This is a genomic window from Mycoplasma ovis str. Michigan (assembly GCF_000508245.1).
Lineage (GTDB): Bacteria > Bacillota_I > Bacilli_A > Mycoplasmatales > Mycoplasmoidaceae > Eperythrozoon_A > Eperythrozoon_A ovis.
Map to the genome: position 1 here is coordinate 526,086 of NC_023062.1, position 22,781 is coordinate 548,866.

Genomic DNA, 22,781 nt, shown 5'->3' on the forward strand with positions numbered 1-22,781 from the left:
ATTCCAATTAGATAACTTCTTATTTACAATCAGTGCAATTAGTCCTGTTTGTATCTATTGTTAAGAGAAAATTTTGGTTTTTAGAGATATAAAAAACATTAAAATAATTGCCAATTAATTATCGCCCTTTAGCAAATTAAACGTTCTTATTGCTCCATTGATAAAAGAAATTAGTTAACTATGCCTATAAGTCCCAGCTCACTTTCTCTAGTTGCTTGTGTTGGGGGAGGATGTGCAGGAATCCCGTTACTACTACAGTGGCAGGGGCATTCAAATACTAGCACACCTAGTGCTCAAGTAATAGTTCAATCTTCTACTCCTGATTCAAGTACTTCTTCTCCTGAGATTCCTCCTCTAACGACTACTCCAGCATCTACTCCTTAAGTAACTCAAGAGTTGCCAACTACACAAATTGAAGATGCATCTCCGCAAGTTGCTGTTCCTCCAACGAAAGAACAAAATATTGGTAATTGCGTAATAATAGACCTTAAGGATACGAGCAAACTTACGGAAAGTGAGAAAGCATTGGGAGATGCAATCTGAGATTCTGGAGAGACCATAGACATAGATCATTATTTCTCGATGACTTGCAAAAGTACTTATACAGGGCAAGATTCAAAATTCCCTAGTGATTGGTCGGGGGCGGCATTCCCTAATAATCTCTTTATAAATAGAGCAACATTAACCACAGGAAACAAACTTGAAATAACTATGCAAATTACAACACCGCAAGAAAATTCGAAAAATTATCGAGAAATTACTTTTTCAGGTAATAGATTTGAAAACCCTATAACTGCGACTTGGAATGGAAGAGTTCAAGCTGGAGTGACATCGTTCGATAAAAGCGTCAATATTTTGGAAATAACCAAGCCTACAATTTCTCCTAACTTAATCTTTATCTCAATCAATTAAGCACATCTTTTCTGGTTTTAAATCCCAAATTTTTAATTGCGACAGGAGGTCTAGAGAGAGTGATTGGAGGAACATCTTTCTTAATTTCCAATCAAACTCAGTCAATTAAAAACATTCAAGTTGTTACTGAAATTGGAACAACAGAACCTAAAGCAATTGAAAAAGAGAATTGTTCAATCTTAAAAGATATAGAAGATATAGCAAATATTCTTTGAGATTTTCAAGAACTGGAAAATAAAGATATACAGCATTGTTTTCCTGAATATTAAAGACTTTATGATTCTGGGAGTAGTTTTGGGAGTTAAAAGAGGAAAACAATTTGTTTAATCATTAGGTTCATTAAATAGAACAACAGGAAAAGAAGCTTAATATCTTATTAAATAAAGATTTATAGATTAGTGGTTCTGTCCAACATACTAAGTAATGAATTTTTAAAGTTTGTAACAATTTTTCTAATCCTAACTAAATAACTTGACAATGTTTACAACTAAAGTCTTGGCTGGATGTTCTGTATTAGGAGGCATTTCTTCGATTCCATTTGTTGTTCCTTCTTCCTCCAATAATTACACAAATTTACAAGATAGAATCTCATTGCATCTTTCCTCTAATTTTTCAATCTGTAGTCAATTAGAGGATTACACATCTACAACTCATAGGAAAAAGAATCACAAAATATACATTTGTCCGTATCTCGAATCTGGTTCATATAAACCAGAATTAATTTATCACCTAGAAGACAGAACTAATGATTTAAGCGAAACAATAACTAAAAAAATAAAAAGCTTTCAATATAAGATTGAAGGAAATCTAAAAACCCAGATTTCCATTGAGTTATTGGATGGAGAAAAAGTAGTCTTAGATAAATTGCCTGTATGAATTCAATATACAGGAAGTTCTAGTTTAAATAGTCCAGAGTTGCTTCCTGAAAAAGATTGCACTTTAAGCAAAAAAGATGATTCAAGTAACTCTAGTTATCTTTTTAGATGTGGTAATTCTTGACAAGTAACCAAAGAAACAATTACATTAAAAAAATAATTTGACCAACTAGATGTTTGTTCTAAGTAAATTGAATCATTAATCCACAAGACTTCAATAATTTACTTAGAAATTATTATTCTCTTGTAAGAGCTACTAGAAGGATTAATTTATGATTATCAATATGCTGAAACACTAATTAAAGAAAATGACCCTTTCTTTCCCTATGAATAAATATTTGTTATTTACATTAGGGGCTGGAGGTGTGGCAAGTGGAACTCTTGCTGGAGTTTTAAGCTTCAGTGCAATTAAAGAGATTCAAGTTTTGGGTGTAACTGTGCCAACTAATGATCTAGCGGAAAGCCAAGACGCAACACCAACAGGACAAGAATCTTCAGAACCTGAATTGGAGGGATCGGGGCAAAATACACCAAGTCACGAACCAACTGGAACAAAATTTACAAATGACAAGAATGAGGAAGGCAAAGCTCTAACTGATAGAGCCCCAAGGCAAGAAGAAAATCTGGAAGATTCTACAGAGACAGAAGAAGAAGTAAGTTCTCCTTCTAATCCGGAAATAAAAGGAGAGAAAGAAACGGAAACGCCTGATACACTCCAATCTCAAAAAGTTGCCCCGGAAGATGATACTCATGAGATTTCGGATCCTTCAATAGAACCACAATTATTAGAAAAGGAGGATTTAATCATTGAATGAACACCTGTTTCCGAGAGAAATTGATTTTCAGTTGATTCGGGAGATCCTGATATTTTGGAAGATGGATATCAGTGAGATATAAACAAAGAATGTGTTAAGAGTCAACAAGGAGATCAAATAGTTTTTAAGTGTGAATTAGATTATTCAAAACCAAAAACTTTTGTTAATTTTTCTTTTTCTCCTTCTTTAGTTCCTGAATTGAGCGAAAAGAATTGATCTAATTTGTGAGAATTGTCAATTTCTTCAACTTATTTAGATAACGTTATTACTTTAGGTTTATTATTCCATGATGATATAAGCAAGGAAATAAAAATTCCCCTTGTCAGTCAAATAACACAAAAAACTTAAAAAACTATTATTTACATCTTCTTAATAGATAGGAAGGTTTACTCGCTTAAAGTTATAAAATGCTTGAAAAAATAATGAAATTAAGACTCTAAATTAGTCTTATAGCTATGTTTTCAGTATTGAAAAAGTTATTAGTAACTTCGTTAGTTGCAAGTGGAGGTGCATCTGGAGTTGTTGTTGAAGTTGCTAGAGATAATCTCATGAGTGTAAGTGTGACTCCAAGTGATGCTTTATTATCTTCTGCTGAAGGAACAGAGGAGAAAGAAGATAGTAGTTCTTTTGAGGAAGTTTCTACGCAAGAACCAACTACTATGCAACAAGAATCTGATGATTCTGCATTAGTTGTGAAAGGAGAGGATCCTAATGTTGGAACTAATTCTGAAGACGAAAAAGAAAAAAATGATGTTCCAGCAAAAGAATTAACGAATAGAAAAGAAGCGGGAGAAAAAGTTGTAAAATAAAAACCTTCTCAATTAGAGGATGTTAAAAAAAGGAAAATCCGCAGACAGTAAAAAGTCCTCTAAATGATGAGAGTATTTTGAAAGAAATTAAAGTTCCAACTCCCTCTTCTCCTTCACCCATAAAGGTAAAAGAAATGCCTCTTGGCGACTTACCTTCAACTTCCATCAATGAGGAAAAATTACAAACTTCTGTTCTCGAAATTGAGAAGGAAGAGGAAGAAGAGTGACATCGTATTGCTCAAGGTTATTTTTTAGTAAGTTCTAATGACTTTGGTATGTTAGAACAAATGAAATTTGATAGCAAGAATGTGAAATGCATGAACAAGGTGATCAAGTAACTTTGGAGTGCATTTGACCCATCGATCCATCTATAAAACTTAATTTCAGCTTTTATACTTCTAAGGTACCTGAATTAAATGGAAAACAATGAAGTGATTTAACTGATCTTTCATTGGATCTTAAGGATGAAAAGGTAATTGATTTAGGCTTATCATTTTGAGGAGAAAATAAGGAAATAAAAGTTTTGATTATTGGTCAAGAACAGAAGCTTTAAAAGTAATTATTTGTTTCAAAGCTTTTTAAACAAAAACTTTTTTAAAAAGCTTATTTAGTTATTTAGAATTAATAGTTTCAACAATTTCTCTATTTTTTTGTAGATGTTGGTATTAAGTTCTGGGGCAATTTTCTCTATATTATCTATGGTTTACCTAAGGAGTGGTACCTGTATTGCAGTCGCAAATACTTAAGGGAAATCAATAATTTTAGGATCACAATCTAAGAAAACCTGAACAGTAAAAACACTTAAATGTTGAACTTGAACATATGATTTGTCGGCAGGAGAATTAATTGTTTGCCAGCCGAAGGATACTTCAAGAAGTAATCCTTCATTATTCTATCTTTGGTGAATTAAGGATATGGATACTAAGACCGGTCTTAATCAATACTATTTTCCAATAGAATCAATCAATATGTCTGGACATAAAATGACATTCATTTTTAAGGACAATGCTAAACATTTATCTTCAGGCAAGGAATTAGACTTGAAAAATAGGTGAACTCAAAGACCTGGAGTTGAAAAAATAAATGGGAAAACATTAGATAGTATCTGCAAAATAGAAACAAACACTTTGAAATGCAATGGATGCTCCTATAAACTAGTTACCCAAAAAGATTATCGTCTAGTTTATGGAAATTATTAAGTTCGAATAACTGAACGACAAAACTTAAGGGGGAAATGAAACTTGAATTTGACTAGATTCTATGGACTTTTCTAAAAAATAAAATTACGAAAGCTTTATGGAAAAGCTAAGTTAAATTAATTTTATGTCCCTTTTTCCCTCTCTAAGTAAGTATTTATTTACTACATTATGAGTTGCAGGAGGGATTGCTGGATCTGTAGCCGGTTCTGCTGTAGTAAATAACATTCAAGAAAATACTTCACATAAAAGTACTAATTTAGATACTGATTCAAAAAGAAAAATTGAATCTGGTTCTGCAGATAGCTCTAGTTACTCTACTCCTGAATCAAGACCGAAAGTGTCAACAAGACAATATTCTAGTGAAACTCAGGAAACATCTCAATTAAATCAAGAATCAACACAATTATCTGAAAGTGAGAAACATGTTGATAGAGATCAAGTTGAGAAAATTGGCGGTCAAGATGGTGAGAAAAATGCAGGGCAAGTGGTGACTCTGGGGAAGCCCGAAAATGTAAATATGCAAGAGACTTCTCCTAAACCAGAAGTACAAGACGAAAAAAGTAAAGATCAAATAACTCATGCAGAATCAGATACCTCCTCAAACATTTCTAGTCTAACCGTCCCTTCTTCTGAAGAAGAGCCTTCTTATTACTTTGAAGACGAATATATCTGGAATGCAGATGAATGCAAAAGAATAGAAAAAGGAGATATTGTTACATTTGAATGTCCTTGAGTACTTTCAACCCCAGAAACTGTTGTTAACTTCAATTTCTCCCTCTCTTCAGTTCCTGCCTTACAAAATAAAAATTTATCTGACTTAAAAGAAGTATCATCCGGAAGACCTAATATGGAAGATGAAGTTGTTTTTGGTCTAATTTTCTGGCAAGATCAAAATACTGAAATACAAGTTCCTCTTTCTTGATCAAAAAATAAATAATTAAAAAGTTTTAAAAAAAAGTTTTTAGGAGTAAGCTGTTAAGAAAAAAATTATTAGATCTCTGATTTTCTGTAATCTATTTTTGTTTCTTGTTATGCCAAATAACTACAAATACTTATAAATCCTTAAATATTTTTCCTAAAAGGGAACCAAATTAATAAAACAGACAGTCTTGACAATTAAGTAAACCAGAACGGTACAACCTCTTCCCAAAATATTAAAGGTTTTACACCCGCACGTTCTCGTACGGGTACCTTGTTACGACTTAACTCCAATCAAAATTACCAATCTAGACACAATTGAATGCGGTTTTGACTGATACTTTCTTTCATAGTTTGACGGGCGGTGTGTACAAGACCTGGGAACGTATTCACCCTGATATAGCTGACACAGGATTACTAGTGATTCCAACTTCAAATAGGCGAATTGCAACCTTTTATCCGGACTGAGATAGGTTTTCGGTGATTAGCTCACTATCGCTAGATTGCAACACATTGTACCTACCATTGTAGCACGTTTGCAACCCAAGGCATAAGGGGCATGATGACTTGACTTGGCCCCATCCTTCCTATATCTTACGATTCAGTCACTCTAGAACTAATTAACTAGAGAGTAGGGTTGCGCTCGTTACGGGACTTAACCAAACATCTCAAGACACGAGCTGACGACAGCCATGCACCACCTGTCTTACTGATATACTCCACCATATTTCTATAGTTTTGCAGTAGATAACAAGCCTTGGTAAGGTTTTTCGTGTATTATCGAATTAAGCAACATGCTCCACCACTTGTTCAGGTCCCCGTCAATTTCTTTGAGTTTCATATTTGCATATATACTACCCAGGCGGAGCATTTAACGCGTTAGCTACAGCACTCGACCTAACATCAAATACCTAATGCTCATCGTTTACGGCGTGGACTACTGGGGTATCTAATCCCATTTGCTCCCCACGCTTTCAAGCCTCAGCGTCAGTTATATCCCAGGTACTCGCCTTAGCCTCTGGTTTTCCTCAATATATCTACGCATTCCACCGCTACACATTGAATTCCAGTACCCCTTGATTAACTCTAAGGAGGAGATCTCCATCGCACACATTTGTTGAGCAAATGCCTTTAACAATGGATCAGCCTCCCCGCCTACGCTTCCTTTACGCCCAATAAATCCGGATAATGCTTGTGACCTATGTTTTACCGCAACTACTGGCACATAGTTAGCTGTCACTTATTCAATGAGTACCATAAGGGCGCGCTTTTTTCCTAAATAAAAGAACTTTACAATCAGAAGACCTTCATCGTTCACGTGGTATTGCTCCATCAGACTTTCGTCCATTGTGAAAAATTCCTCACTGCTGCTTCCCGTAGGAATATGGGCCATATCTCAATCCCATTGCGGCTGTTCAACCTCTCAGTCCAGCTACCCATCATTGGCTTGGTGGGCCTTTACCCCGCCAACTACCTAATAGGACATATTCCCTTTTCCGCGCGAGGTTCCCGAGGGCGCATCCTTTAATTTACAAGTCCATAAGCCTATGTAGTATTAATAGCCCTTTCGGGCTGCTATCCTACTCGCGGAAGTAAGTTAAATATGTATTACTCGCCCGTTTGCCACTAGCAGAACAAGTTCTACTCGTTCGACTTGCATGTGTTATGCATACCACCAGCATTAATCCTGAGCCAGAATCAAACTCTCATTAAAATTGTTCCGGTTTACCTTTTAATTTATTGTCAAAGAACTATATTAAAACCTGAAAAGACTTCAAGTCCTCCTAATCAATTTTATTTATGAACAAATTATGTTTTCAAAAATAATAGTTTCTAATCAAAAATTCTTTAATCTAAAAAACACCTTTATACCCTTTACTAACGAGCAAAAACAACTTCCGTTTTAAAGCTTTCTTTTCATTTCAAATTACTTCATGATGTAATAGATATTACTCGACTAATTTTTCTACTTGAAGTTTTATTATTTCCTGCATCATAATCGAATTTGATATCTTTGAAATCTCTAGCTTGGTTGCACATTCCTGATGTACAAGCAGTGTCACAAGCTTTACCTTCAACGGCAAAATTGTTGGTTGTGCAATCTAAAGAGGTTCAATCCCCCGATCTTGAAGCATACTTATTCAATTTGCTTTGAAAAGATACTCCTCATCTGTCTGAAATTCAAGAGATTACTAATTGAAATTTCTCTCCTGTTGGAAGAATCTGGCCTAAACGATTTACACTCTTACCAGTTTTCAAATCAACAAAATCAAAAACTAAATCTTTCAGTGATTCTTCCTGTGAAAAATCGTCTTTAGAAGAAGATCAACCTTCTTGAAATACCAAGTCAACTTGGTATTTATCTTTGTTACTGTCTTGTGTTTCGCAAATCATAATAGGTCCAGAAGAAACCTTTCTAGTTCAATCTCTAGAAAAAATCAAAAATACATCAGAAGAAAACAGAATGGGAGTAGCTGTAGCTATTTTCCCCCCAGCAAATAAATCTAAAAAGGGGACAACAAATTTCATGTGACCGGAATTAATCTAACTTTCTGAAAGATTTATTGTTAAAGTCCCTTAAAAATTAATGATTGGAAAAAATAGCCTTAGGCTTAAAGGAATCTACTCATTTCAGATCACTTCCAGATTTAATTTCTAATCCTTGCTTGATTAATCCCTTTTTTGACTCTCTATCACTTCTTCAAATAAATTGAATTTTTTTAAATTCTCTGGTTGTCACACAGCCAGTTTGGTCTACACCACATTGTTTTTCTTTAGCTACTTCTAAATTGATTTTTTGACAAGTCAAAGATAATCATCCCCTACTACTTAACTTGCTTTGCAAAGCAACTCCTCATCTTCCCAATCCTGGGAAGCTAGTAAGAACTAAATTAAACTTTTCCTCTCCTTGGAACTTTTGACCTAAACGACCTACGCTTTTGCCAGTCTTAATATCAATGAAATCGAAGAACAAGTCATACAAGGCATCACCTGTTGCATTTTCTTCACCGAAAGCTAACTTTACTCTATAGTGACCATCCTCACCCACACAATCATAAAACAACGGATTAGCATCTACTCATCTCTTTCACTCTTCAGATACTCCAGATCTAACTCCTGAAGATAAAAGAATAGGTGCGGCAACTCCCCCCCTCCAGCAACTAATCCAAAAATAGAAACAAGAAATCTCATGAAAATCTAGTAATTTAGTCCAATAATTCTAAAAACTACCCTAAGTTTTATGGGTATTCAAAATTAAAAATATTATATTTTTATTTTTCCCATAAAATCTTTACTAATAATCTGTAATGTCTGTTATTAGCCAACTAACTTACGATTTTTTGCGCATTAGGGGGGGAACTATTCCCTTGCTCTGAGCTAGAACTTGAGAAGCAAAAGCTCTTACGCCCCCCCCATTGTTTCTGCTCCTTCTGCACCTACAGTAATAGAGCAAATATTAGAAAAAGGATATAAATCTTGCTCAGAATTACAAGGATTTAGAAGGGATAATTCGCGATGATATGTGTGTGTGAAGAAAGATGGAACTAATCAGCCATCATTCTTTCAATACAAAAGAATTGGGGGAGGAAAAATCAGAATTAAAGCAAGTGCAGAAAATTACTTCGAGTGGCGTTCTATTTATAGATATAGAGGGAGATTATGGTCAAACAAAAGCTCCCTTTTGAATTAGTAAAGTAACAGGTAACCAAGAAATTACTCCTAAAAAAATTGTTCTTATTCTTCGGTAGGCGATGGTAGCTCTGACTATAAATTGACTTGTGGAGGACATCAAGTACAAACAGGAATTTATATGTAATGGTTTCTCTAAAAGTTTTTTTAAAAGCCTTATCAATATAATTTTCTTAATCTAACAATGACTGTAGCAAGTCAACTAACCTTTGGTTTTTGTGCTTTTGGAAGTATTTTTCCTACACCGCGAACAAAGCCGAGAGAAACCAAAAAACCTTCCTCAACTCAAGTTGTAAAGGTTGTTACGACAGAGTCTACTACCACTCCTTCTAAGCCTGAAGTTGCAACGCCAAAGGCTGAAGTGGAAGAAGTAAAATACGAAGGCTGTGATACTTTAATTCTTTCTAAAAATATTCCGAAAGTCTTATTCACGTGTGGAAGCGAGGTTGGTGATAAATTAGTTCCTTCTTTCTTCTACTATGATTCTTCGCTGCAAAAAACTAATGAAGATGCTAAATACAGTGCTAGACACATTTTAGGAATTACATATACCTCTTCAACTTCTGTGACTATGACATTTAGAGATGCCCCCAAATCTTCTCCACTAAAATATTTTCCTCCTTGATTCAACAATTGGAAAGGAAGAGGGGAAGTTAAGCCAGAAGATGATTGTTTGCTAGAACCAACTGGTTCCACTTACAAACTAAAATGTGGTGATAAATCAGGAAAGAAAGTGACAGTTCAACGGGGAATCAATATGAAATAGTTTTTTAATCAGGTTAGTTAATAAGTAAGTTGTCTTTTTGTTGAGATTTATTTAACTAGGAAAAGGGATTAGTTTTATTTCTTTAGAATCTGCTGTTCCCGACTTACATAATAAGCGCTTTTCTATGTTTACTCTAAAGTCGTTTTAAATTTTCCTCTCAATATAATTTTTTTAATTTAGACATGGCTACATTTAGTAAATTAACTTATGGTTTTTGCGCCTTTGGGGGGGGAGTTATTACTTTATTGTGGGCAAGACCTTGAGAAACGAAGGTACCCACTTTCACCACCAGCATTAATCCTGAGCCAGAATCAAACTCTCATTAAAATTGTTCCGGTTTACCTTTTAATTTATTGTCAAAGAACTATATTAAAACCTGAAAAGACTTCAAGTCCTCCTAATCAATTTTATTTATGAACAAATTATGTTTTCAAAAATAATAGTTTCTAATCAAAAATTCTTTAATCTAAAAAACACCTTTATACCCTTTACTAACGAGCAAAAACAACTTCCGTTTTAAAGCTTTCTTTTCATTTCAAATTACTTCATGATGTAATAGATATTACTCGACTAATTTTTCTACTTGAAGTTTTATTATTTCCTGCATCATAATCGAATTTGATATCTTTGAAATCTCTAGCTTGGTTGCACATTCCTGATGTACAAGCAGTGTCACAAGCTTTACCTTCAACGGCAAAATTGTTGGTTGTGCAATCTAAAGAGGTTCAATCCCCCGATCTTGAAGCATACTTATTCAATTTGCTTTGAAAAGATACTCCTCATCTGTCTGAAATTCAAGAGATTACTAATTGAAATTTCTCTCCTGTTGGAAGAATCTGGCCTAAACGATTTACACTCTTACCAGTTTTCAAATCAACAAAATCAAAAACTAAATCTTTCAGTGATTCTTCCTGTGAAAAATCGTCTTTAGAAGAAGATCAACCTTCTTGAAATACCAAGTCAACTTGGTATTTATCTTTGTTACTGTCTTGTGTTTCGCAAATCATAATAGGTCCAGAAGAAACCTTTCTAGTTCAATCTCTAGAAAAAATCAAAAATACATCAGAAGAAAACAGAATGGGAGTAGCTGTAGCTATTTTCCCCCCAGCAAATAAATCTAAAAAGGGGACAACAAATTTCATGTGACCGGAATTAATCTAACTTTCTGAAAGATTTATTGTTAAAGTCCCTTAAAAATTAATGATTGGAAAAAATAGCCTTAGGCTTAAAGGAATCTACTCATTTCAGATCACTTCCAGATTTAATTTCTAATCCTTGCTTGATTAATCCCTTTTTTGACTCTCTATCACTTCTTCAAATAAATTGAATTTTTTTAAATTCTCTGGTTGTCACACAGCCAGTTTGGTCTACACCACATTGTTTTTCTTTAGCTACTTCTAAATTGATTTTTTGACAAGTCAAAGATAATCATCCCCTACTACTTAACTTGCTTTGCAAAGCAACTCCTCATCTTCCCAATCCTGGGAAGCTAGTAAGAACTAAATTAAACTTTTCCTCTCCTTGGAACTTTTGACCTAAACGACCTACGCTTTTGCCAGTCTTAATATCAATGAAATCGAAGAACAAGTCATACAAGGCATCACCTGTTGCATTTTCTTCACCGAAAGCTAACTTTACTCTATAGTGACCATCCTCACCCACACAATCATAAAACAACGGATTAGCATCTACTCATCTCTTTCACTCTTCAGATACTCCAGATCTAACTCCTGAAGATAAAAGAATAGGTGCGGCAACTCCCCCCCTCCAGCAACTAATCCAAAAATAGAAACAAGAAATCTCATGAAAATCTAGTAATTTAGTCCAATAATTCTAAAAACTACCCTAAGTTTTATGGGTATTCAAAATTAAAAATATTATATTTTTATTTTTCCCATAAAATCTTTACTAATAATCTGTAATGTCTGTTATTAGCCAACTAACTTACGATTTTTTGCGCATTAGGGGGGGAACTATTCCCTTGCTCTGAGCTAGAACTTGAGAAGCAAAAGCTCTTACGCCCCCCCCATTGTTTCTGCTCCTTCTGCACCTACAGTAATAGAGCAAATATTAGAAAAAGGATATAAATCTTGCTCAGAATTACAAGGATTTAGAAGGGATAATTCGCGATGATATGTGTGTGTGAAGAAAGATGGAACTAATCAGCCATCATTCTTTCAATACAAAAGAATTGGGGGAGGAAAAATCAGAATTAAAGCAAGTGCAGAAAATTACTTCGAGTGGCGTTCTATTTATAGATATAGAGGGAGATTATGGTCAAACAAAAGCTCCCTTTTGAATTAGTAAAGTAACAGGTAACCAAGAAATTACTCCTAAAAAAATTGTTCTTATTCTTCGGTAGGCGATGGTAGCTCTGACTATAAATTGACTTGTGGAGGACATCAAGTACAAACAGGAATTTATATGTAATGGTTTCTCTAAAAGTTTTTTTAAAAGCCTTATCAATATAATTTTCTTAATCTAACAATGACTGTAGCAAGTCAACTAACCTTTGGTTTTTGTGCTTTTGGAAGTATTTTTCCTACACCGCGAACAAAGCCGAGAGAAACCAAAAAACCTTCCTCAACTCAAGTTGTAAAGGTTGTTACGACAGAGTCTACTACCACTCCTTCTAAGCCTGAAGTTGCAACGCCAAAGGCTGAAGTGGAAGAAGTAAAATACGAAGGCTGTGATACTTTAATTCTTTCTAAAAATATTCCGAAAGTCTTATTCACGTGTGGAAGCGAGGTTGGTGATAAATTAGTTCCTTCTTTCTTCTACTATGATTCTTCGCTGCAAAAAACTAATGAAGATGCTAAATACAGTGCTAGACACATTTTAGGAATTACATATACCTCTTCAACTTCTGTGACTATGACATTTAGAGATGCCCCCAAATCTTCTCCACTAAAATATTTTCCTCCTTGATTCAACAATTGGAAAGGAAGAGGGGAAGTTAAGCCAGAAGATGATTGTTTGCTAGAACCAACTGGTTCCACTTACAAACTAAAATGTGGTGATAAATCAGGAAAGAAAGTGACAGTTCAACGGGGAATCAATATGAAATAGTTTTTTAATCAGGTTAGTTAATAAGTAAGTTGTCTTTTTGTTGAGATTTATTTAACTAGGAAAAGGGATTAGTTTTATTTCTTTAGAATCTGCTGTTCCCGACTTACATAATAAGCGCTTTTCTATGTTTACTCTAAAGTCGTTTTAAATTTTCCTCTCAATATAATTTTTTTAATTTAGACATGGCTACATTTAGTAAATTAACTTATGGTTTTTGCGCCTTTGGGGGGGGAGTTATTACTTTATTGTGGGCAAGACCTTGAGAAACGAAGGTACCCACTTTCCCCCCCCGTTGTAAAAACTGTTAAGCCGAAGCTACTCCATCTACCACTCCTACTTCTCCTTCAATTACCAAAATACTAGAAGAACAAGGATATCAAGGTTGTGATTTCTTGACTCAACCTAGAGGAACTTCAAAAGTCTTATTCGTGTGTGGAAAGAAGGTTAATAATGAATTGAAAACTTCTTTCTTTCAATTTGATAATTCAGTACTAAAAACTAATAGAGCAGCAAAGGTAGAAGCAAACCATATTGTAAGTATTACATATAGTTCTTCAACCTCTATAAATATGAAGTTTGAAAAGGGGCCTAGATCTGTTAAGTTAAAAAATCCTCCTTGGGGAGAAGTTAATCCAGATAATGATTGTTCTCTAGACAAGGCTGGTGGTTCTACTGATACCCTAAAATGTGGAGATACATCGGGAAGTGAAGTAGAAGTGCAGAGGGGAATCAATATATAGTCTTTTAGTTAGTTAATAAAAATTTTTTTATAGTTGACTAATTAGAAGATCTCTTTATAGATAGTTAATTAAACAAAGGGAATTAATTTAATTGAACCAAGATTTTTACTTGATGTTTCGTCACAAATTCAACTCATTCCTCTGCCACGATCTAAAACATATGCAATAAAGCAATAGCCATTTGCTTTTAATTTGTCTTTATCTTCAAGCCCTAAATTAATATCTTTTGGAAATGTTTTTCAAGCATCGTCTTTCATTGTCCATTTTTTAATTTCTTCTGGCTTATCTTTATTAATCATGACGGACGAAACTTCACTTTCCCCCAATGTCTTTAAATCCTTTAGCTCTATAAATGAATTGTTGCTTAAGTTATTTAAGTAATATTTTTTATTACTGCAAGCTAATAATTGATCCTGTTGGCTTGAAGTTGTTTCTACTATATAACAACTTTTATCGGTTAGAAACATATTTTTTTCATCATGAATATTTATTTTGGTATTAGAAGTTTTTGATGAAGTTGCTTTAACTACAACAGTTGCAATAATCCCAGTAACCCCTCCGGCTAAAGCCAGAAATTTAGTTAATCCTAAAAATCCCACTTATCTCTTTAAATATTTGTGTTCAATTCTAATGGGTCCAAAATGTTTTGAGACCAACTAACTTAACTACTTACTCAAAAAGTTTTAGCGAATTAAAAATACGGGTTATTTTTATTGTTACTAAATTATTACCTCTTCCCTTATCTTGGCAAAATAAACTCATTTCCATCTGCTCGCCACTCAAAACATTAGCAAAGTAACAATAACCATTTGGATTTGATCTATCATCAATCCTTAAAGATGTATCTTTTGACAATTTATTTCATTCTTTATCAGTAACTTTTCAAACTTTTTGCTCCTCCTCATTATCTTTCTTAACAACCTGTGATGAAATTTGATTATCTCCCATTTTCTTTAAGTCTTTCAATTTAGTTATTAAACCATCAACAGAATTGTGTAAATAGTATTGACCATCATTACAAGCTAATAGCTTTTCTTGTTCAGATGATTCAGTTCCCACTATATAGCACCTTGTTCTAGTTGATAAAAAGTTTTTAAGGTTAAAGGATGATAAATTGTGACTATTTGAAGGGGATTCTTGTGCATCTTTAGTTACTGCATCTGCAGTATTTGTTGGAGCTATTTTCACTGCAACAGTTGCAATAGCTCCTGTGGTTCCAGCTAAAACCAGAAATTTAGTTAATCCTAAGAATCCCATTTACAAATTAATTACTTTCTACTAAAGGAATCAACTTTATTAATCCAAGGCTTCTGTTTTTTGTAGCAAAACATTCTAAACACATTCCAGTTTTTTCTCCATACATAGCGTATGTAAGAACACAATAGCCATTTGTATTAGAGATGTCTCCAATCCCCAAAGAAATGCCTGCTGAAAAAGCTTTTCAAGATTCATCTACCATGGTTCAAGCCTTTGTTTTTTTCTGATTATCTGTATCTATGAATATTGACGTTACTTGACTCCCTCCTAACGTCTTTACATCTTCTAATTTAGTCAACTTGTTTTCGCTTAAACTATATCAATAGTATTTTTTATTGTTGCAAGCGAAGATCTTGTCTTTTTCATTTTCTTTTGTTTCTATTATGAAGCAATCTGTCTCATATAATGAAACACTTCTTAAGTTATAGGTATCTAGATTTTTATCAATAATGGCAGGAGAATTTGATGGCATAGTTGTCAATAATACAGGAGCAGTAATAGCTGTTGTTGTTGACGCTAGAGCAACAATCTTTATTACAAGTGAGAAGCTCATCTAAATATTTAGCTATTTTTTAATAAATTTAACTGACTTTTTGCCAGTTAAAGTAAATTATCTTAGACTTAATCTCTCCTAAAGATTTATTTATTGATCTATATTATTGACTACTTTTATACCTTTTAAATTGCAAACATTATCAATATTGCCACTATCAAACCATAAATTGCTACAGATTCACATACCGCAGTCCCCCCAGTTTTAAATAATTCAATTCGATAAAAAAATTCTTGAAGTCCATTTAATAAATTCAGCTAAAAATCTGAATTATTATCTTTTAGAAACGTAACTGAAATAGTAAACTTATTAATGGTTGTCTTGAACTAACTTGATTTTATTTTTCATTAAAACTACTTCACTATATTTACTTAGTTCCAATTAATCATCCTTTAATAATCTTTAGAGAAAGACTTATAGTATCTAAAAGTTATCTCTAGAATAAGAAAAAACACCAATCTAGGAGGCAATAAAAGAATATAAAAAAACTCAAGTTCTGAAAAACTTAGAGTCATTGTTGAACGTACTTTCTTCATTAATTAATAATTGAATTTAACGATAATTTAGGAATAAAAAGTTTATTCAAAAGAATAACAAAAAAGCCTGTTAAAGAAATTAATAATTCTGGATTATTTGTAAATAATTAAATTGGAATTTATTTCATTTATACTACTTGCAGTAGTAATATGCTAACTGGTTAGCATATTAGTTATTATGTACATATTTGTATTAAGTTGTATATATTGTTATAGTGTTAAGTAATCTTTAAAGATTACTTAGTAATAACTAGTAATACTAAATAAAAATAAAGAAATTCAAAATATTTATTTACTAGATTTAGGCTTTAAATCTTCTAAATTTAAGTCTCTTTTTTGATACTTGTCATAAAGTTTTTGAAAATCTAACTTATCATTAGTACTTCCTGAAGAAGAAGTATCGAGCGAGAATTCATATTTTTGGTTTGGATTTAGAGTTAGTGAGATGGAGGAAGAGTCTGATCCACCATTTAATTGGAAATTATGAAGTTTGCCATAATAATCAGTTAAGCTGTATTCAATATTTCCACTAATTGTCCCTTTCTTTAAGTTATTAAGTGAATAAGAATTGGTAGAAGCTTGCGACACTGTTGATTGTTCTGTTGATCCAGATGTTTTTAAGGTGATGTTCACCTTAATTGGAGTTATCAAGCAATTCTTTGAGATAGGAGTTGAAGAGGTAAGCATATAGCTTAAAACAGGACTCTCAGAAGATCTGTTATTTAAATTACAAGTCTCTTTTATCTTGGCCAATAAATCATTATTATTGCTACCATCTACAACAGTTGTTGAAGCTACTTGAGAATTATTAGATGAATGGAATAAGGATATTAAGTTAAATTGATGCTGTAATTTATAAGAAATTTAAGCATCAAATCTAGAAGATAGGCAATGCTTTCTGAATTAGAATCATTTAGTTTTCTCCATCAATTCAATTCACAATCTTTTTCAGTTGTTGAATTTGCCATTGCAGAAGTTTGGGATCCTGAATTTTTTAATTTAGAAGATTTTGGCAAACAATATCTTCATCAGTTTTGTTTATCCAAATACTTAAGTGGAAATTCTGCAACTAAATCAAAGGGTTTTATGGTCGGCTGTCTTGAAGAAGAGGCTATTTGAATTAATTGGTGGTCCCTAGAAATTCCTCAAGTATCTACCCAAGAACTAATAGAAGTGGTTCCTCCGGAGGAACCATTTTCAATAGTTAAAGTGGCTTGAGTGTAATAGCCACTTGGTTGTGATAAATTAATAATAGAAAAGTTAGAGAAAAAGCCTATTGTTGGTAAGGAAATGGCCACTCCCAAGACACAAAGTTCTTTTCAATTATCTTGTAAAAAGCCCGTTCAAAAATATGAATTAAAAATTTTTTTATTTTGACTTTATAAATCTCCAAACAAGAGAAATGCCTAAACATTTCTCTAAAGTAAGTAGTTATCCTGATTGACAAAGACTTTGAAATATTGGAAGGGGAAGAAGAAATTGATGATTAATTTAATAGCTAAGTAATTAAGTAAGTTAATAAAATTCAAATTTTTCTTCAGGGGTATAAATTAATTCTCATCGCCAGATGAGAAGGTTGATATTTTAGGTCAATAAAATAAGACAAAATATTAGCTAAAAAATTTAAGAAAGATGTCTCTTATTAAGGCATTTAAGTGAGGTGTTCCACTTGTTACTGCAGGTAGTTCTTTTGCGGTTATTAGACATTTTGTAAATAGTGGTGAAATAGTCAGTCCTGAGTTTTTTGTAAAAAATTTCTCTGATAATAGTGAAGAAAAATCAATGGATAATGATATTTATTTAGCAACACAAGAAGATAAGACTAACACCTCTGAAATTTCAATACAACAATCCGTCGATACTATTGATGGACTTTCTTTAAGCCGAGGGGGGGGCGAAATAGTGAATGAAAAGATACAGGAAGAAATAGAAAAAAACAAGCAAAAAAATAGAGAAAATGCCAAGAAGTGATTAGATAAATTAAATGACTATAGTTTCAGGTTATTTCTCCCTTGTACCCAAGGAACAGGTTGAATATTAGATTACGAACTTTCTCCAGAAGGTAAATATCCTACGGTTTGATATATTGCAACTGTTGCTCACGTAGTAGACGATATAAGATTTGGTTCTAACCCATATAATCAAATACTTCCTAAATCTTTACTGGAAACTCAAAAATTAAGAAAGAAATATGGACGAATAGATTACAGTGGACTTTCTCTTTGAAGAGATAGAACCTGTAAATACGTTGATTGATATGGTTACAATGATATGAATTTTGGAAAACAAGCTACAGGAGAAGTATTGAAATCCGAAATGGGTGCTATTTGGCAAAAGGAAATAGAAGAACCAAAACTCTTCTTCTCGGCCTTTAATTTCCTAGAAGAAAACCAAGAATATGATGTTCCAAAAAATCACTTTAAGGATTTTGTTGTTTTGGAAATCAAGTTTACTAATGAAGATATTGCTAGAAAGGTTACTGGAGGATTTGCAGATAAATACACTGTAGACTCTAAGGATGCTATCAACGTGTTTAGTAAACCTATAGAAGAAAGATATAGTTGATCAGAAATTGAAAATAATAAAAAAAATTTCTATACTCTTGCATATCCTGTAAGCAAAAAAGATCCTAATGATAAATATTCTTATAAGGTAAGTTGAAATGAAGATAAAGCTTTAGGAGATCAATTATCTGAAGCAAGTAAAGGTGTTCATGCACTTCATGGAACTGTCGGTGTAAAAGGATTTGTTCCGACTAAAAAATATACCTCATATTCGAATACTAATTGAGATGGCAAGAATTACCATAAATTTGGACATTGATATCTCTTTAAGAACTTTGCGCTAACTGGAGGATCTTCTGGAGGACTTCATATCGATGATGAGGGCAATCTTGTAGGGATTAAATCCATGATTGACAACCGCAATAACAGCTTCTTAACTACTCTAAGATCTTCAGATGTTAATCATCCAGAATGGGGCTTGAAATCTCCTAAGTATGATTTGATTGCTGGTGTAGAAGGACAAAAAAATTCGTTCAGATTGCAAGTGGAGAAATATAAGAAAAACACTTGATTGAAAGCTAGAGGTTGACAGCATAAATCTTAGTTTTCTCAAATAAATGTGTAGGTTTTTATAATCTATTTTTCTCTTAAATTATCTTTTTAAATAGATTTATTAAATTAATGGCTTAACTAAAAATCCTTTAGAAAAGTTTTATTATTCTAAATTAGTGATTTTATGCATCATTTCTTTGAAGCTCAAGCACATTTTTCTCAAAAGAATGTAATAGTTAGTTCACTTCCAATTATTAATTGAATGAATTCCGTTAATCTTTAAGATCCTTAAAAATCTAACTCAAGAGAAAGTTTTAAATAAATTTACAACTCTAAATAGAAAGAGAAAAGCTTAAAGTGTTTAGAAGAATATATTTTCAGAATTTTTATTTCTAGAAATAACACAACTACTTTAACCTTGGACTATGAAATTAACATAGGGTGATTGTTTTGAGAAAGAAGTAACAACAGGATTATAAACTTTAAATTTTAGTAAAAATTTTTATGATTTATTCAATGGTTTTAATGTGGAATTTGAATACTATATTTCCAGATTTTCTATGCCCTCGACAATTAAACATTTGAAATTTAATGCTAGAGAATTAGTAATCACTTTAGAGGAGGAAGATATTTATGGATCCCAAGTTGTGAGAATGTATTTATCAGAAGAGATAATATCCGGCAGAGGTTTGTTTTCTTCTTTTGCGGGAGGCCAAATTTTCACTAATAAACAATGTAAATTAGAAGAGGTAAATGCTATCCAAAAAACAAATTGAAGAATTAATTGTCAGTAAATTTATTTAACTGGAATTAGTTAAGAAAAGAAATCGCAATTTTAAAAACAAACATTTAATCGCTTTAAAATTTCTGAAAGAAAATTTAAATATGGGGTATAAAGAAAAAATTAGGTTATTTAAGTTAATTAAATGATGGAATAAAAGGGAATTAATTTAGTTAAGTTAATTAATAGTAAACTTCAGTAAATTTAATTTTTAAGATTGGAGAATTTATTAATTTGATAGAAAAAAAGAACAAAATCAAAAACAAAATTTAAAACTCATTAAAAACGGTTTTGCTAAAAGAGAGATCAGTCATTGGATTTACCGATACTATTACTCTTGTTAGCTCTTCATATCCAAGAAATAATGTTTTGCAACCTTCAGATTCAAGAAAATTAGGTTAAAGAGTTTTTTCTGAATCGTTATATCGAAACTTCTGCTCTTGCAAGAAAATCAACAGATTTTAAATATACACTCAAAGATGAGACAAAAGATATAAAGATATAGTTTCAGAAGAATGACAAGGAAAATTGAAAATGTGCCTGAAGAAAATGAATCAAAAATTGAATTTATTTTTTATCAAAAATTATTATGCGAATAAGCTAAATTAATTCTTTTAATTATGTTTTTAAAAAAGGATTAGTATATGTTTATTGTTTAAAATTCTCAAAAATTTGTTTTAATTATGCAAGTGAATAGTTCACAAATGATTAGAGAAAAGGAAATGTTAAAAGAGGCTAAGCATTGAATGTCTGTAATCACGAAATCAATAGAAACAGGCAATTTTGCAAAAAGAGACGATGTTTTAGATGTATTTGAACAATTGAAGTTTAATGGTAATACAAATTTACATATTTTTCTACTTGCTTCTAGAGGGGGAATAGATTCTTATTTAGATCATTTGTATGTTTTTCTAGATATCGTGAAAAAACATAAAATTAAGCCCTTTGTACATTTGTTTAGTGATGGTCAAGATGTTCCTCAAAAACAATTTTTAGTGGATTTACCTGAGATAGAGGAAAAAATAAAAGAAGCAGGAGGAATGTTAGCTTCTATTTCGGGACGATTTTATGCTATGGATGAAGACGAAAATTGGGATAGAATTGACAAAGTATGAAAAGCGTTCTTGAATTTTAAGGGCACTCCTACTTTTAAAAATGCTAAAGAATATGTGAAATCACAATATGAAAATACTTACGATAAGTGGATAGTTCCTGCGGTTTCTCAAGAATATGCAGATGGACCTGGCTTAAAAGAGAAGGATATATTAGTGAATCTTAATTTTTTAAAGTATGGAACCAGACAGTTATCTCATGTGTTGGTCGGTTCTGCCGATTTGTATTCTCATAGTCCAACAATAATTCCGGAAAATCTAGGGTTGTTTGCTATGGTTGATGATATAAAAATACTGCTTCTGGGAAGCTTCTTTGAAAGCAATGAATAATTAAGCAAGGGTTTATGAGTTAAAGCTTCAGTCAAAAAATATTAATTTTTTTGGTTTTTTAATCCTTATACAAAGTTAAATTTTTTAGAATTTAGAAACTTAGTGCAAATAATAATTTAGACAATTATTTAACGAAAATTGATTAGGGAACAATGATTGTTATAGATTATTATTGAAATTTCAACAACCTTTCTTGTAGATTAAGCAGAGAGACAAAATTATTAATTGACCTAAAAGTTTAAGAGAATTCTAAAAGAAATGCGGTAAGAAAATAATTTAGATAGATAACTTAAGGGTTGAATTTGAAATTAGAGAAGTATATTTATAAAAAAATAAAGAAATAAAGTTTAACTCAAATGAACAACTTAAAAAAATTTAAATGATGTCTATCTATTTTTAGCTTTTTGAGTTTCGGCGGACTACTTACTCCATCTTTAAGTAATAATTTTTTTCAAACTTATCTCTAAATAATTGGTTATCGAAGGGGGGGGCAATCCTAAACAAATTACTCTTTCATGCAAGAATAAGTTAATTTCCCAACCTAAATTAGAATTTCACGAACCACAAAGCAAAGAGTCAAAGTTAGATATATCTTATATCAATTCATCTCCTAAAACTGAATTAAATTTAAAGTTCCCTGAATCTACTTCTGATAATTTGACTATTTTATCTGCATTAGGTGAAGGAAATTCTGATATTAAAAATGCAATTAAAGGAATTTATTCTGCTATAAATGTTTAGAGCAGACTCCAAGAAATGGAAGAAAAGGCGCAAAGTGAATATTTAAGTTTTTTAAATCAAAGATTAGATGCATCCGAAGACAAACGCAAAGAACATTTAAAAATTTTTAATACAGTGAAAGAACAGTTGCAGAGGAGCAAAAGAAATAAAAGATCTACAGATTCAACTCTTACATTCAGCCAAGAACAAAGATCATCTTTAGGGAATATGTATAGCTTTCATGATGGTCTTAAAATTGCTTCTGAAAAATTAGCCTTAGAGCTTCAAAAACAAGTTCCAAAATTTGATATTCCTGAACTTCATCTCAAATTACTGAGATTGAAATGAAAAATATTGAAGAAGCGCTATCAATTATTTGAAAATGTGAAGAGTTTATAAAAACTCAAAAAACTAGAGAAAATCTAAGAATTTTTAATTCAAAGGATTGAGAAGATTGAAATGTTAATACGTTTAGATTTTTTTATTTAAAAGAAGAATTTGAGAACGATATTCAACTTTTACAAAGCAATGCTTTAGCTGTATATAAATTACAACAAGATTTAGAAAGGAATCAAGCTAAAATTTTAAGTGGATTCAAGAATTAAAGTATAAATGAATTATTAAAAAAACAATATTAAGAAAA

Annotated in this window: 31 protein-coding genes, 1 rRNA gene and 1 pseudogene; 22 read left to right on the forward strand and 11 right to left on the reverse strand. The window is 32.1% G+C overall.

The window, feature by feature from the left end:
* Positions 1–180 precede the first annotated feature (180 nt).
* The 10 genes from MR07_RS02940 to MR07_RS02985 all read left to right on the forward strand — a co-directional run bounded on the left by MR07_RS02940 (position 181) and on the right by MR07_RS02985 (position 5,547).
* Positions 181–384 carry a hypothetical protein gene (locus tag MR07_RS02940; protein WP_024071414.1) on the forward strand — a complete coding sequence of 68 codons (204 nt, stop codon included), beginning with the start codon at positions 181–183 and terminating at the stop codon, positions 382–384.
* Between the two features lie 12 nt (positions 385–396).
* Entirely contained in the window at positions 397–912 is a 516-nt protein-coding gene (locus MR07_RS02945; RefSeq protein WP_024071415.1) for a hypothetical protein, read from the forward strand.
* A 59-nt stretch (positions 913–971) separates the two neighbouring features.
* The gene (locus tag MR07_RS02950; RefSeq protein ID WP_024071416.1) at positions 972–1,181 is read left to right on the forward strand and encodes a hypothetical protein; all 210 of its coding nucleotides are present in this window, start codon (positions 972–974) and stop codon (positions 1,179–1,181) included.
* Positions 1,182–1,389: 208 nt separating this feature from the next.
* Positions 1,390–1,947 carry a hypothetical protein gene (locus tag MR07_RS02955; RefSeq protein WP_024071417.1) on the forward strand — a complete coding sequence of 186 codons (558 nt, stop codon included), beginning with the start codon at positions 1,390–1,392 and terminating at the stop codon, positions 1,945–1,947.
* Between the two features lie 148 nt (positions 1,948–2,095).
* Entirely contained in the window at positions 2,096–2,950 is an 855-nt protein-coding gene (locus tag MR07_RS02960) for a hypothetical protein (RefSeq protein WP_043901206.1), read from the forward strand.
* A gap of 107 nt (positions 2,951–3,057) precedes the next feature.
* The gene (locus MR07_RS02965; protein ID WP_024071419.1) at positions 3,058–3,411 is read left to right on the forward strand and encodes a hypothetical protein; all 354 of its coding nucleotides are present in this window, start codon (positions 3,058–3,060) and stop codon (positions 3,409–3,411) included.
* A 77-nt stretch (positions 3,412–3,488) separates the two neighbouring features.
* Positions 3,489–3,749, forward strand: coding sequence for a hypothetical protein (locus MR07_RS02970; RefSeq protein ID WP_024071420.1), 261 nt, complete (start codon positions 3,489–3,491; stop codon positions 3,747–3,749).
* Entirely contained in the window at positions 3,725–3,964 is a 240-nt protein-coding gene (locus tag MR07_RS02975; RefSeq protein ID WP_024071421.1) for a hypothetical protein, read from the forward strand. The genes MR07_RS02970 and MR07_RS02975 overlap by 25 nt, the downstream gene beginning before the upstream one ends.
* Before the next feature lie 274 nt (positions 3,965–4,238).
* Positions 4,239–4,610, forward strand: coding sequence for a hypothetical protein (locus tag MR07_RS02980; protein ID WP_024071422.1), 372 nt, complete (start codon positions 4,239–4,241; stop codon positions 4,608–4,610).
* A gap of 124 nt (positions 4,611–4,734) precedes the next feature.
* Positions 4,735–5,547 carry a hypothetical protein gene (locus MR07_RS02985; RefSeq protein WP_024071423.1) on the forward strand — a complete coding sequence of 271 codons (813 nt, stop codon included), beginning with the start codon at positions 4,735–4,737 and terminating at the stop codon, positions 5,545–5,547.
* A 216-nt stretch (positions 5,548–5,763) separates the two neighbouring features.
* On the opposite strand, the gene MR07_RS02990 is transcribed toward MR07_RS02985, so the two are convergent.
* The 3 genes from MR07_RS02990 to MR07_RS03000 form a co-directional block, all read right to left on the reverse strand.
* Positions 5,764–7,242 (reverse strand): 16S ribosomal RNA (locus MR07_RS02990).
* A 164-nt stretch (positions 7,243–7,406) separates the two neighbouring features.
* The gene (locus tag MR07_RS02995; RefSeq protein ID WP_024071424.1) at positions 7,407–8,057 is read right to left on the reverse strand and encodes a hypothetical protein; all 651 of its coding nucleotides are present in this window, start codon (positions 8,055–8,057) and stop codon (positions 7,407–7,409) included.
* Positions 8,058–8,112: 55 nt separating this feature from the next.
* On the reverse strand, positions 8,113–8,577 hold the full coding sequence (locus MR07_RS03000; RefSeq protein ID WP_144079567.1) for a hypothetical protein: 465 nt from the start codon (positions 8,575–8,577) through the stop codon (positions 8,113–8,115).
* 478 nt (positions 8,578–9,055) lie between these two features.
* On the opposite strand from MR07_RS03000, the gene MR07_RS04285 reads away from it, so the two are divergent.
* The 3 genes from MR07_RS04285 to MR07_RS04440 all read left to right on the forward strand — a co-directional run bounded on the left by MR07_RS04285 (position 9,056) and on the right by MR07_RS04440 (position 10,310).
* Positions 9,056–9,277: a hypothetical protein gene (locus MR07_RS04285; RefSeq protein WP_144079568.1), complete on the forward strand. Its 222-nt coding sequence runs from the start codon at positions 9,056–9,058 to the stop codon at positions 9,275–9,277.
* A gap of 125 nt (positions 9,278–9,402) precedes the next feature.
* The gene (locus tag MR07_RS03010) at positions 9,403–9,984 is read left to right on the forward strand and encodes a hypothetical protein (RefSeq protein WP_024071429.1); all 582 of its coding nucleotides are present in this window, start codon (positions 9,403–9,405) and stop codon (positions 9,982–9,984) included.
* 182 nt (positions 9,985–10,166) lie between these two features.
* Positions 10,167–10,310 carry a hypothetical protein gene (locus tag MR07_RS04440; protein WP_158432933.1) on the forward strand — a complete coding sequence of 48 codons (144 nt, stop codon included), beginning with the start codon at positions 10,167–10,169 and terminating at the stop codon, positions 10,308–10,310.
* 165 nt (positions 10,311–10,475) lie between these two features.
* Here the strand turns inward: MR07_RS04440 and MR07_RS03020 are convergent, their stop codons facing one another.
* Positions 10,476–11,126: a hypothetical protein gene (locus tag MR07_RS03020; RefSeq protein WP_024071424.1), complete on the reverse strand. Its 651-nt coding sequence runs from the start codon at positions 11,124–11,126 to the stop codon at positions 10,476–10,478.
* A 55-nt stretch (positions 11,127–11,181) separates the two neighbouring features.
* On the reverse strand, positions 11,182–11,646 hold the full coding sequence (locus MR07_RS03025) for a hypothetical protein (protein WP_144079567.1): 465 nt from the start codon (positions 11,644–11,646) through the stop codon (positions 11,182–11,184).
* A gap of 478 nt (positions 11,647–12,124) precedes the next feature.
* Between MR07_RS03025 and MR07_RS04290 the strand changes: the two genes are divergently transcribed.
* From MR07_RS04290 to MR07_RS03040, 4 genes are all read left to right on the forward strand, one after another.
* Positions 12,125–12,346, forward strand: a complete 222-nt coding sequence (locus MR07_RS04290; RefSeq protein WP_144079568.1) for a hypothetical protein — start codon at positions 12,125–12,127, stop codon at positions 12,344–12,346.
* Positions 12,347–12,471: 125 nt separating this feature from the next.
* Positions 12,472–13,053: a hypothetical protein gene (locus MR07_RS03035; protein ID WP_024071429.1), complete on the forward strand. Its 582-nt coding sequence runs from the start codon at positions 12,472–12,474 to the stop codon at positions 13,051–13,053.
* Positions 13,054–13,235: 182 nt separating this feature from the next.
* Positions 13,236–13,361: a hypothetical protein gene (locus MR07_RS04670; RefSeq protein ID WP_268743526.1), complete on the forward strand. Its 126-nt coding sequence runs from the start codon at positions 13,236–13,238 to the stop codon at positions 13,359–13,361.
* Between the two features lie 120 nt (positions 13,362–13,481).
* Complete coding sequence (locus MR07_RS03040; protein WP_144079569.1) at positions 13,482–13,793, forward strand: hypothetical protein; 312 nt, start codon at positions 13,482–13,484, stop codon at positions 13,791–13,793.
* A gap of 68 nt (positions 13,794–13,861) precedes the next feature.
* Here MR07_RS03040 and MR07_RS03045 read toward each other — a convergent pair whose 3' ends face one another.
* From MR07_RS03045 to MR07_RS03065, 6 genes and pseudogenes are all read right to left on the reverse strand, one after another.
* The gene (locus MR07_RS03045; protein WP_024071432.1) at positions 13,862–14,392 is read right to left on the reverse strand and encodes a hypothetical protein; all 531 of its coding nucleotides are present in this window, start codon (positions 14,390–14,392) and stop codon (positions 13,862–13,864) included.
* Between the two features lie 70 nt (positions 14,393–14,462).
* Positions 14,463–15,050, reverse strand: coding sequence for a hypothetical protein (locus tag MR07_RS03050; protein ID WP_024071433.1), 588 nt, complete (start codon positions 15,048–15,050; stop codon positions 14,463–14,465).
* Positions 15,051–15,057: 7 nt separating this feature from the next.
* Entirely contained in the window at positions 15,058–15,603 is a 546-nt protein-coding gene (locus MR07_RS03055; protein WP_024071434.1) for a hypothetical protein, read from the reverse strand.
* A gap of 125 nt (positions 15,604–15,728) precedes the next feature.
* Positions 15,729–15,800 (reverse strand): annotated as a pseudogene (locus MR07_RS04640) (ATP synthase F0 subunit C); the annotation flags it as partial.
* Between the two features lie 627 nt (positions 15,801–16,427).
* Positions 16,428–16,892, reverse strand: coding sequence for a hypothetical protein (locus tag MR07_RS03060; protein ID WP_024071435.1), 465 nt, complete (start codon positions 16,890–16,892; stop codon positions 16,428–16,430).
* 77 nt (positions 16,893–16,969) lie between these two features.
* Positions 16,970–17,437 (reverse strand): hypothetical protein, encoded by a 468-nt coding sequence (locus tag MR07_RS03065; RefSeq protein ID WP_144079570.1) that lies wholly within the window; start codon positions 17,435–17,437, stop codon positions 16,970–16,972.
* A gap of 334 nt (positions 17,438–17,771) precedes the next feature.
* On the opposite strand from MR07_RS03065, the gene MR07_RS03070 reads away from it, so the two are divergent.
* From MR07_RS03070 to MR07_RS03090, 5 genes are all read left to right on the forward strand, one after another.
* A complete protein-coding gene (locus MR07_RS03070) occupies positions 17,772–19,247 on the forward strand; it encodes an MIP family Ig-specific serine endopeptidase (protein ID WP_024071437.1) in 1,476 nt (491 codons plus the stop codon).
* Positions 19,248–19,755: 508 nt separating this feature from the next.
* Positions 19,756–19,989, forward strand: a complete 234-nt coding sequence (locus MR07_RS03075) for a hypothetical protein (protein WP_144079571.1) — start codon at positions 19,756–19,758, stop codon at positions 19,987–19,989.
* 670 nt (positions 19,990–20,659) lie between these two features.
* Positions 20,660–21,418, forward strand: coding sequence for an alkaline phosphatase family protein (locus MR07_RS03080; RefSeq protein ID WP_075047545.1), 759 nt, complete (start codon positions 20,660–20,662; stop codon positions 21,416–21,418).
* Between the two features lie 471 nt (positions 21,419–21,889).
* The gene (locus MR07_RS03085; protein WP_024071440.1) at positions 21,890–22,159 is read left to right on the forward strand and encodes a hypothetical protein; all 270 of its coding nucleotides are present in this window, start codon (positions 21,890–21,892) and stop codon (positions 22,157–22,159) included.
* A 15-nt stretch (positions 22,160–22,174) separates the two neighbouring features.
* A complete protein-coding gene (locus tag MR07_RS03090) occupies positions 22,175–22,537 on the forward strand; it encodes a hypothetical protein (protein ID WP_024071441.1) in 363 nt (120 codons plus the stop codon).
* Positions 22,538–22,781 lie beyond the last annotated feature (244 nt).